Genomic DNA, 9,067 nt, shown 5'->3' on the forward strand with positions numbered 1-9,067 from the left:
GATGTAGCTGAACATCGCCCCCTGGAAGTCTTGACTGCCTCTCATCGTGCTCGTCTGCGTTGTTCTCGGTTGGCCTCAGATCGTACCGCCCGACGCGGGGGGTGGCGAGGGATTTTTCAACGGCCTGCTAAGCTGTGCGATCTGTGGTTGCACCCCAAGCAGGGCACGGACGCGGCGTTGGCGATGGCCATGGGCCACGTGATCCTGCGTGAGTTCCACGTTCAGCGGCGCAGCGCCTACTTTGATGACTACGTGCGCCGCTACACCGATTTGCCACTGCTGGTGCTGCTCGAAGAGCAAAACCTACCCGACGGGCGTCGCGCCCTGGTGCCTGTGCGCTATTTGCGCGCCAGCGACTTCAACGGCAAGCTGGGGCAGGACAACAACCCCGAGTGGAAAACCGTCGCGTTCGACGAGTCGGACAAGGTGGTGGTGCCCAACGGCTCGATCGGTTTTCGCTGGGGGGGCGAGGGCCGCAGCGACCTGGGGAAATGGAATTTGGAGAGCAAGGAAGCGCGGCACGGGCGTGAGGTGCGCCTCAAGCTCAGCGTGATGGAGGGCGCTGCTGCCGAATACGATGTTGGCCAAGTGGCCTTTCCGTACTTCGGTGGGGTGCACCACCCGCACTTTGCCGCCAACCCCCAGGGCGGCGATGTGCTGCTGCGCACCGTTCCACTTCGCCGCATTCCGCTGGGCAAGGCCGGCGAGGAGCGCCATGCCATCGTCGCCACGGTGTTTGACCTGACGGTTGCGCACTACGGGGTGCCGCGCGGGTTGCCCGGTGATACCGGGGCAGCCTCCTACGACGACGACGTGCCCTACACCCCCGCATGGCAGGAGCGCATCACCGGTGTGCCGCGCGAACAGGCCATAGCCGTGGCGCGCCAGTTTGCCGACAACGCCGACAAGACGCACGGCAAGTCGATGGTCATCATCGGCGCGGCGATGAACCACTGGTACCACAGCGATATGAACTACCGCGGCATCATCAACATGCTGATGCTGTGCGGCTGCATCGGCCAAAGCGGCGGTGGCTGGGCGCACTACGTGGGGCAGGAAAAGTTGCGTCCCCAGTCGGGTTGGCTGCCGCTGGCCTTCGCGCTGGACTGGGTGCGCCCACCGCGCCAACAAAACAGCACCAGCTTCTTTTACGTGCATACCGACCAATGGCGCTATGAGCGTCTGGGTGTGGATGAGGTACTGTCCCCTCTTGCCAAACGCGAGCAGTGGAAAGGCGCGTTCATCGATTACAACGTGCGCTCGGCCCGCATGGGCTGGCTGCCGGCCAACCCACAGCTGCAAACCAACCCACTGCAGCTGACCCGGGATGCCGCGGCACAAGGCATGGACGCGAAGGATTATGTCGTGCAAGGGTTGCGCGGCGGGCGTTTGCGCATGGCCTGGGAGGATCCCGATCACCCAGACAACTGGCCGCGCAACATGTTCGTCTGGCGCTCCAACCTACTCGGGTCGAGCGGTAAGGGGCACGAGTATTTTCTCAAGCACCTGCTGGGCACTACCCATGGTGTGCAAGGGCAGGAGCTGGGCGATCCTACGGCCCGCCCGCAGGAGGTGGTGTGGCATGACCAGGCGCCGCAGGGCAAGCTGGATCTGCTGGTGACGCTCGACTTCCGCATGAGCACGACCTGTCTGTACTCGGACATCGTGCTGCCCACGGCGAGCTGGTACGAAAAGAATGATCTCAACACCAGCGACATGCATCCTTTCATCCATCCCCTGTCGGCGGCGGTCGATCCCGTGTGGGAGAGCCGCAGCGACTGGGAGATCTTCAAGGGTTTTGCCAAGGCGTTCAGCGAGGTCGTCCCGGGCCACCTAGGGGTGGAGAAGGAGGTGGTTTTGTTGCCACTGCTGCACGACACACCGGCAGAGCTGGCGCAGCCCTTCGAGGTGCGCGACTGGAAGCGCGGCGAGTGCGAGCTCGTTCCTGGCAAGACGGCGCCGCAGATCATGGTCGTGGAGCGTGATTACCCCAACACCTATGCCCGCTACACCGCCTTGGGTCCGCTGATGGACAAACTGGGCAACGGCGGCAAGGGGCTGGCCTGGTCAACGCAGGAGGAGGTGCACCAGCTTGCCGAGCTCAACGGTGAGGTTCAGGCCGATGGTCCGACCCGGGGCCGGCCGCGCATTGATACCGATATCGATGCCTGCGAGGTGGTGCTGCAGCTGGCGCCGGAAACCAATGGCCACGTGGCGGTCAAGGCCTGGGAGGCGCTGTCCAAGGTGACCGGGCGCGACCATGCTCACCTGGCCCTGCACCGCGAGGACGAGAAGATCCGTTTCCGCGACATTCAGGCGCAGCCACGCAAGATCATCAGTTCGCCCATCTGGTCTGGACTCGAGAGCGAAAAGGTTCGTACAACGCTGGCTACACCAACGTGCACGAACTCATCCCTTGGCGCACGCTGACCGGCCGCCAGCAGTTCTATCTTGACCACCCGTGGATGACGGCGTTTGGCGAGAACTTCAGCAGCTATCGTCCGCCGGTAGATATGAAGGCGGTAGACGAGCTGATCGCGCGCAAGCCCAACGGCAACCCCGAAATCTTGCTCAACTTCATCACTCCGCACCAGAAGTGGGGGATCCACAGCACCTACACCGACAACCTGCTCATGCTAACCCTCAACCGCGGGGGGCCGGTCATTTGGTTGTCCGAAGAAGATGCTCGCCGCGCCGGCATTGAGGACAACGACTGGGTCGAGCTGTTCAATGTCAACGGGGCTATCGCCGCGCGGGCGGTTGTCAGTCAGCGCGTCATGCCAGGCATGACGCTCATGTATCACGCGCAAGAAAAGATCATCAACACCCCCGGCTCGGAGATTACCGGCACGCGCGGCGGCATCCACAACTCGGTCACACGCGTGGTCGTCAAGCCCACGCACATGATCGGCGGCTACGCCCAATTCAGCTACGGCTTCAACTACTACGGAACGATCGGCACCAACCGGGACGAGTTCGTCATCGTGCGCAAGATGCGCCGCATCGACTGGCTCGACGGCGAGCGCCGCGACACCGTTCAGGCCTGATGCGCCTTTTTGCGCAACGAACCCAGGAGAGAACCGCCATGAAAGTGCGCGCCCAAATCGCGATGGTGCTCAACCTCGACAAGTGCATCGGCTGCCACACCTGTTCGGTGACGTGTAAGAACGTATGGACCAACCGCCCCGGGATGGAATACGCCTGGTTCAACAACGTCGAGAACAAACCTGGCATTGGCTACCCCAAGGAATGGGAGAACCAGGACCGCTGGAACGGGGGCTGGAAACGCCGCTCGGATGGCACCATCGTGCCGCGTCAGGGCGGCAAGTGGTCGCTGTTGATGAAGATCTTTAGCAATCCCAACCTGCCGCAAATCGACGACTACTACGAACCTTATACCTTTGACTACGAGCATCTGCACCATGCGCCGTCGTCGAAGGCCGCACCCACGGCTCGCCCGCGCAGTCTGATCACCGGCGAGCGTATGGACAAGATCGAGTGGGGGCCGAACTGGGAGGAGATTTTGGGGGGCGAGTTCGCCAAGCGCAGCAAGGATGCCAACCTGAGCAGCTTCGATCAGGTGCAAAAGGACATGCTCGGCCAATTCGAGAATACCTTCCTGATGTACCTGCCGCGGCTGTGCGAGCACTGCCTCAATCCCGCGTGCGTGGCTTCGTGCCCGTCCGGCTCGATCTACAAGCGCGAGGAGGACGGCATCGTCCTGATCGACCAGGACAAGTGCCGCGGTTGGCGCATGTGCGTCTCGGGCTGCCCGTACAAGAAAATCTACTACAACTGGCAAAGCGGCAAGGCTGAGAAATGCGTCTTTTGCTACCCGCGCATCGAGGCGGGTCAGCCCACGGTGTGTTCCGAAACCTGTGTGGGGCGCATCCGCTACCTCGGCGTGGTGCTCTACGACGCCGATCGCATTGCCGAGGCGGCCAGCGTCGAACAGGAGCGCGACCTCTACCGCGCCCAGCTCGATATCTTTCTGAACCCCAACGATCCGCGGGTCATCGCGCAAGCTCGTGCCGACGGCGTGCCGCAAGCGTGGCTTGACGCGGCGCGCAACAGCCCAGTCTACAAGATGGCAATCGACTGGAAGGTTGCGCTGCCGCTGCATCCCGAGTACCGCACGTTGCCGATGGTGTGGTACGTGCCGCCGCTGTCGCCCATCTCCGCGGCAGCCAACGCGGGCCACATCGGTACCCACGGTGAGCTACCGGACGTCGAGCAGTTGCGCATCCCCGTGCAGTACCTGGCCAATCTGTTGACCGCGGGCGACACACGCCCGGTGGTGCTGGCGCTGCGCCGCATGCTGGCCATGCGGGCCTACCAGCGCGCCAAGCACGTCGAGGGGGTGGAAAACCACCGAATTCTCGCCGAGGCCGATCTGACGCCAGCCCAGGTCGAGGAGATGTATCGCATCATGGCCATCGCCAACTATGAGGATCGGTTCGTCATCCCCACCACGCACCGCGAGTATGCCGAGGATGCGTTCGACCTGCGTGGAGGGTGTGGTTTCTCGTTTGGCAACGGCTGCTCCGACGGGCAGACCGGGACCAGCCTGTTTGGGGGCAAGCGTGTGCGCACCATCCCCATCAAGGTCGAGGCCTGAACCCGTACCCATAGAGGAGCGAAGCCCATGCACCCCCACCGACTGACCTATACGCTGCGCGCGCTGGCCTTTTTGCTGCGCTACCCGGACCACGAGGTCCGCGCCCGTGCCCCCGAGGCGCTGCAGGTGATGGCCGAAGAGGGCGCTGTGCCCCCTGGGCGGCTGCGGCGTCTGCAGGCCCTGGTGGCCAATTGGCAACGCCAGGATGGGTATGACGTCGAGGCTGCGTACGTCGAGACGTTTGACCGGGGCCGCAGCACCTCGCTGCACCTGTTTGAGCATGTGCATGGCGACTCGCGCGAGCGCGGGCCGGCCATGATCGACCTGCTGCGCACCTACGAGGCTGCCGGCCTGCATCTGCGCTCGCACGAACTGCCCGACTACCTGCCCGTGCTGTTGGAGTTCGCCTCCACTCAGCCACCCGACATCGCCCGCGGTTTGGTGGGCGAGGTGGCGCACATCGTCAATGCCGTCGTTGGTGCCTTGCTGCGCCGCCGCAGCGCCTATGCCGACGTGCTGATGGCAGTGCTGGAGGCGTGCGGTCAAACGGTGGAGCCCGTCGAGCCCGATGACGAGCCGGGCCTGGATGCCAGTTGGGCCGAACCCGAGGCCTTTGGCGGGTGTCCCGTCGCAGCGGCGACCGGTAGCGAGCGTCCGGTTCACCTCGTTCGTCGCCGTCCCGATGCAACGGCGTCAGTCGTGTGATGTTTTATTGCGGAGCAGACCATGAATGCGCTCAACGCTTTTTTCTTCAGCATTTACCCGTACATCTGCCTGGTGGTGTTTTTTCTCGGCAGTCTGCTGCGCTTCGATCGCGACCAGTACACCTGGAAAAGCGATTCTTCGCAGCTGTTACGGGCCGGCCAACTGCGCTGGGGCAGCAACCTGTTTCACGCCGGCATCCTGTTTTTGTTCTTCGGGCATACGGTGGGCATGCTGACCCCGCATTTCGTCTACGAACCCTTCATGAGCGCCGGGGCCAAGCAGGTGCTGGCGATGGTGTCGGGTGGAATCTTTGGGGTGCTGGGTTTCATCGGCGTTTCGCTGTTGCTGCATCGGCGGTTGGCGGACTCCCGCATCCGCGCCACCTCGCGCACCCGTGACATCGTGCTGCTGTGGCTCCTATGGGCGCAGTTTGCACTCGGCCTGGCGACCATCCCCTTCTCGGCTGCGCACCTGGATGGCAGCATGATGCTGGTATTGGCCGAATGGGCGCAGCGCATCGTCACCTTCCGCCCCGGGACCGCCGAGCTGATGGCCGACGTGGGATGGGTGTTCAAGGCCCACATGGTACTGGGCATGACCATCTTTTTGGTCTTCCCGTTCACACGCCTGGTGCACGTCTGGAGTGGCTTTGCCTCGGTGGCCTATCTCTGGCGTCCATACCAAATCGTGCGCAGCCGTCGGTTGGGTGCTCAGGGGGGGCGCTGAAATGGGGGCCGATCCGACCGCGGTGTCTTGCGCTGCGTCCTCTCGACCGGCACCGGTCGTGGCCAGTATCAACGGCGTGGCCCTGCACGCACCCGGTGAGGCGTTGCCCCTACCAGCGCTGCGCGAGCGGGCGTGGGCCGAGCTGCTGCGGCAGCGCGCCGTTGCCGTGGGGTTGTTGCCGGCGCGGGCGGGTGACGTGGTGGAGCCACTCGACGCCGAGGAACACGCCGCGATCGATGAACTGCTGCTGCGGGAGGTGCACACGCCACCGCCCGACGAGGCGGCGTGCCGCCGCCACTACGAGGCCAATCGCCGGCGGTTCGTGGAAGGGCAGGCGCTGCATGTGCGACACATCCTATTTGCGGTCACGCCGCGCGTGGATGTGCATGCCCTGACGCGTCGCGCCGAGGAGGCGCTGATTGAGCTGTTGCGTCCGGATGTGCCGCCCGGGCGTTTCGAGCAAATGGCGGCGGAGTTGTCCAATTGCCCTTCGGGTGCCCATGGGGGCGATCTGGGATGGATCGGGCCCGCAGACTGTGCGCCCGAGCTGGCCAACGAGCTGTTCTACCAGCACGACTCCTGCCTGGCACCCGGGGTGCACCCACGGCTGGTGCGCACGCGCTTTGGACTGCATATCGTGCGTGTCGTTGGGCGCCGGCCGGGTCGACCCATTCCATTCGAACAGGCGCGGCAGCGCATCGTACGGGATCTCACCCTGCGGGCACGGGCGGCTGCTTTGGAGCAGTATCTTCGGCACCTTGCGTCCCAGGCGCACATCGTTGGGGTCGAGCTGGAGGGGGCCAGCAGTCCCCTGCTGCCCCAATCGTAAGGAGCCGCCATGGATGAGCGTGGGACGCCCCAACCAACCGCGGACCGGCAGCCGTGCGGTGCAGTGCCGGCGCATAGCCGGCATTGGTTGGATGGCAGTGGGTTGCGCCCGCTGACGCTGGCAGGTCGCACCCTGTTGCCCATCGTCCAAGGGGGGATGGGGGTGGGGATTTCGGCGGGCGGTTTGGCGGGCACCGTGGCAGCGGCGGGCGCGGTCGGCACGATTGCTTCAGTCGATTTGCGCCGGCTGCACCCGGACCTGATGGAGCGGACGGCGCACCTGGACAAGTCGCCCGCTGCGCGCGCTTGCATCGACGCGGCCAACGATGAGGCGTTGGATCGCGAGATCCGGCGCGCGCGTGCTCTGGCGGGTGGGTACGGCATGATTGCCGTCAACGTCATGCGGGCGCTGTCGGCCTATGAGCGGTATGTTCGGCAGGCCCTGGTCAGCGGCGCCGATGCCATTGTCGTGGGCGCGGGTTTGCCATTGGATTTGCCAGACTTGGCGCGTGACTATCCGCATGTGGCGCTGATTCCCATCCTCTCCGATGCCCGGGGGGTGCAGGTGGTGGTGCGGCGCTGGATGAAACGCGGGCGCCTGCCAGACGCCATCATTTTGGAACACCCCCGACTTGCCGGGGGGCATCTGGGAGCGGCGCGCGTGGCGGATGTGCACGATCGCCGCTTCGATTTCGATGTCGCGGTGCCCGAGGTGCGGGATTTTCTGATCCGCGAGGGGGTCGAGCGCGAGATCCCCGTGATCGTTGCAGGCGGGATTTCCTCTCACGCCGAGGTGCAACGCCTGCAGGCGCTGGGAGCCGCAGCGGTGCAATTGGGCACGGCCTTTGCGGTTACGGCGGAGGCGGACGCCGCTGAGGCTTTCAAACGCGTGTTGGCGCAGGCACGCCCCGAGGATCTCGTCGAATTCATCAGCGTGGCAGGACTGCCAGCACGCGCGGTGCGAACCCCCTGGTTGGAGAAGTATTTGCGGCTGGAGCCGCGCATGCAGTCGATGGCCCACCCCAAACGGCGGTGCAACATGGGGTTTGACTGCCTTACGCGCTGCGGGCTGCGCGATGGCGTTGCCGAGATGGGGCAGTTTTGCATCGACCAGCAGCTCGGCCATGCCCTGGCGGGTGATGTTCAGCGTGGCTTGTTTTTTCGGGGCGCGGGGCGCTTGCCCTTTGGTGACGCGATCCGCCCGGTGCAGGATTTGCTGCGTTGGTTGTTGGGGCAGCACGTGACCGCTGCGGCCCCGGCTTGAGAGGCGCCTGTGGCTACCGGCTTTCCGCCCCTGACCCCCGGTGCCCCTGCCGTGCATGGGTGGCGTTGGCGCATCCTGCTGTGGGCGCCGCATCGCCTGGGGTTTGCGGCGGCGGTCGTGGTCATGCTGGCGGCGTCGGCGTGGTGGGCGTGGGTACTGTTCTCGCGCGTCTGGCCTCTGGTGGCATTGCCCTTGGCGCTGCCGCCCATCTTGGTGCACGGGGCGATCATGACGCTCGGGTTCATGCCGCTGTTTGTGGCCGGGTTTGCGTTCACGGCGGGGCCGAAATGGTTGGCGGTGGCACCTCCACCTGCGCGCGCGCTGCTGGCACCGGTGATCCTGCAGGTCGCGGGCTGGGCCGCGTGGTTGACGGGTGCGCATGGGGGGGTGTGGTGGGCCGCGCCGGGCCTGCTGGCAGCCGCGCTCGGTCAGGCCCTGGTGGCGGCGCGCTTTACCGGATTGATTGGGCGCAGTCGGGCCGACGACCGTTGGCACGCCGGCATCATCGCCGTGGCCAGCTGGGTGGCGGTGGTGCACCTTCTGGCACTTGCCTACGCGGTTGTGGTGCAGGCCATACCCCACGCGCTGGTGTTGGTGCGGTCGGCGGTCTGGCTGTCCATCGTTCCCGTGTTCATCAGCGCCTTGCATCGGCTGGTGCCATTTTTTACGTCCAGCGCCTTGCCCATGGTGGACGTGTGGCGACCCTGGTGGGTGCTGGTGGTGCTGCTCGGGGCGGCGCTGGTCGAAGCCGCGTTCGAATGGGGTGGTCGTGGGCTGCAGGATGCCGCGGCCACGCGTGGGATTGTGCAACCTCTTTTCTGTAAATTTCCGGTTGGGTGGTCATGACAACCGGGTTACAGGTTGAAGTTGAGATAGACCTTGCCGGTCAGCCACTCGTCGTCGAGTTCGGCGAGCATTGCGGAAAC

The 9,067-nt window shown here is 64.9% G+C and carries 6 protein-coding genes and 1 pseudogene; all 7 read left to right on the plus strand.

The features are described 5' to 3' along the window. Positions 1 to 114: 114 nt before the first annotated feature. A pseudogene (locus tag Tther_RS12050) lies at positions 115 to 3,047 on the plus strand (nitrate reductase subunit alpha); the annotation flags it as partial. A 38-nt stretch (positions 3,048 to 3,085) separates the two neighbouring features. After that, entirely contained in the window at positions 3,086 to 4,618 is a 1,533-nt protein-coding gene (gene narH / locus Tther_RS12055) for a nitrate reductase subunit beta (protein ID WP_143904210.1), read from the plus strand. Between the two features lie 27 nt (positions 4,619 to 4,645). Next, positions 4,646 to 5,323, plus strand: coding sequence for a nitrate reductase molybdenum cofactor assembly chaperone (narJ, locus tag Tther_RS12060; protein WP_143904212.1), 678 nt, complete (start codon positions 4,646 to 4,648; stop codon positions 5,321 to 5,323). A gap of 21 nt (positions 5,324 to 5,344) precedes the next feature. Then, entirely contained in the window at positions 5,345 to 6,049 is a 705-nt protein-coding gene (gene narI, locus Tther_RS12065; protein ID WP_143904214.1) for a respiratory nitrate reductase subunit gamma, read from the plus strand. A 58-nt stretch (positions 6,050 to 6,107) separates the two neighbouring features. Then, on the plus strand, positions 6,108 to 6,878 hold the full coding sequence (locus tag Tther_RS12070) for a peptidylprolyl isomerase (protein WP_246099036.1): 771 nt from the start codon (positions 6,108 to 6,110) through the stop codon (positions 6,876 to 6,878). A gap of 9 nt (positions 6,879 to 6,887) precedes the next feature. Next, complete coding sequence (locus Tther_RS12075; RefSeq protein ID WP_143904218.1) at positions 6,888 to 8,141, plus strand: NAD(P)H-dependent flavin oxidoreductase; 1,254 nt, start codon at positions 6,888 to 6,890, stop codon at positions 8,139 to 8,141. A gap of 9 nt (positions 8,142 to 8,150) precedes the next feature. Next, the gene (locus Tther_RS12080) at positions 8,151 to 8,987 is read left to right on the plus strand and encodes an NnrS family protein (RefSeq protein WP_185975091.1); all 837 of its coding nucleotides are present in this window, start codon (positions 8,151 to 8,153) and stop codon (positions 8,985 to 8,987) included. Positions 8,988 to 9,067 lie beyond the last annotated feature (80 nt).

It is taken from the genome of Tepidimonas thermarum (genome assembly GCF_007556705.1).
Classification (GTDB): domain Bacteria; phylum Pseudomonadota; class Gammaproteobacteria; order Burkholderiales; family Burkholderiaceae_C; genus Tepidimonas; species Tepidimonas thermarum.

Bases quoted from the DNA above. Each gene is read 5' to 3' on its own strand.
- Tther_RS12075 (WP_143904218.1), top strand. From the start codon at position 6,888: ATGGATGAGCGTGGGACGCCCCAACCAACCGCGGACCGGCAGCCGTGC.
- narJ (WP_143904212.1), top strand. From the start codon at position 4,646: ATGCACCCCCACCGACTGACCTATACGCTGCGCGCGCTGGCCTTTTTG.
- narI (WP_143904214.1), top strand. From the start codon at position 5,345: ATGAATGCGCTCAACGCTTTTTTCTTCAGCATTTACCCGTACATCTGC.
- narH (WP_143904210.1), top strand. From the start codon at position 3,086: ATGAAAGTGCGCGCCCAAATCGCGATGGTGCTCAACCTCGACAAGTGC.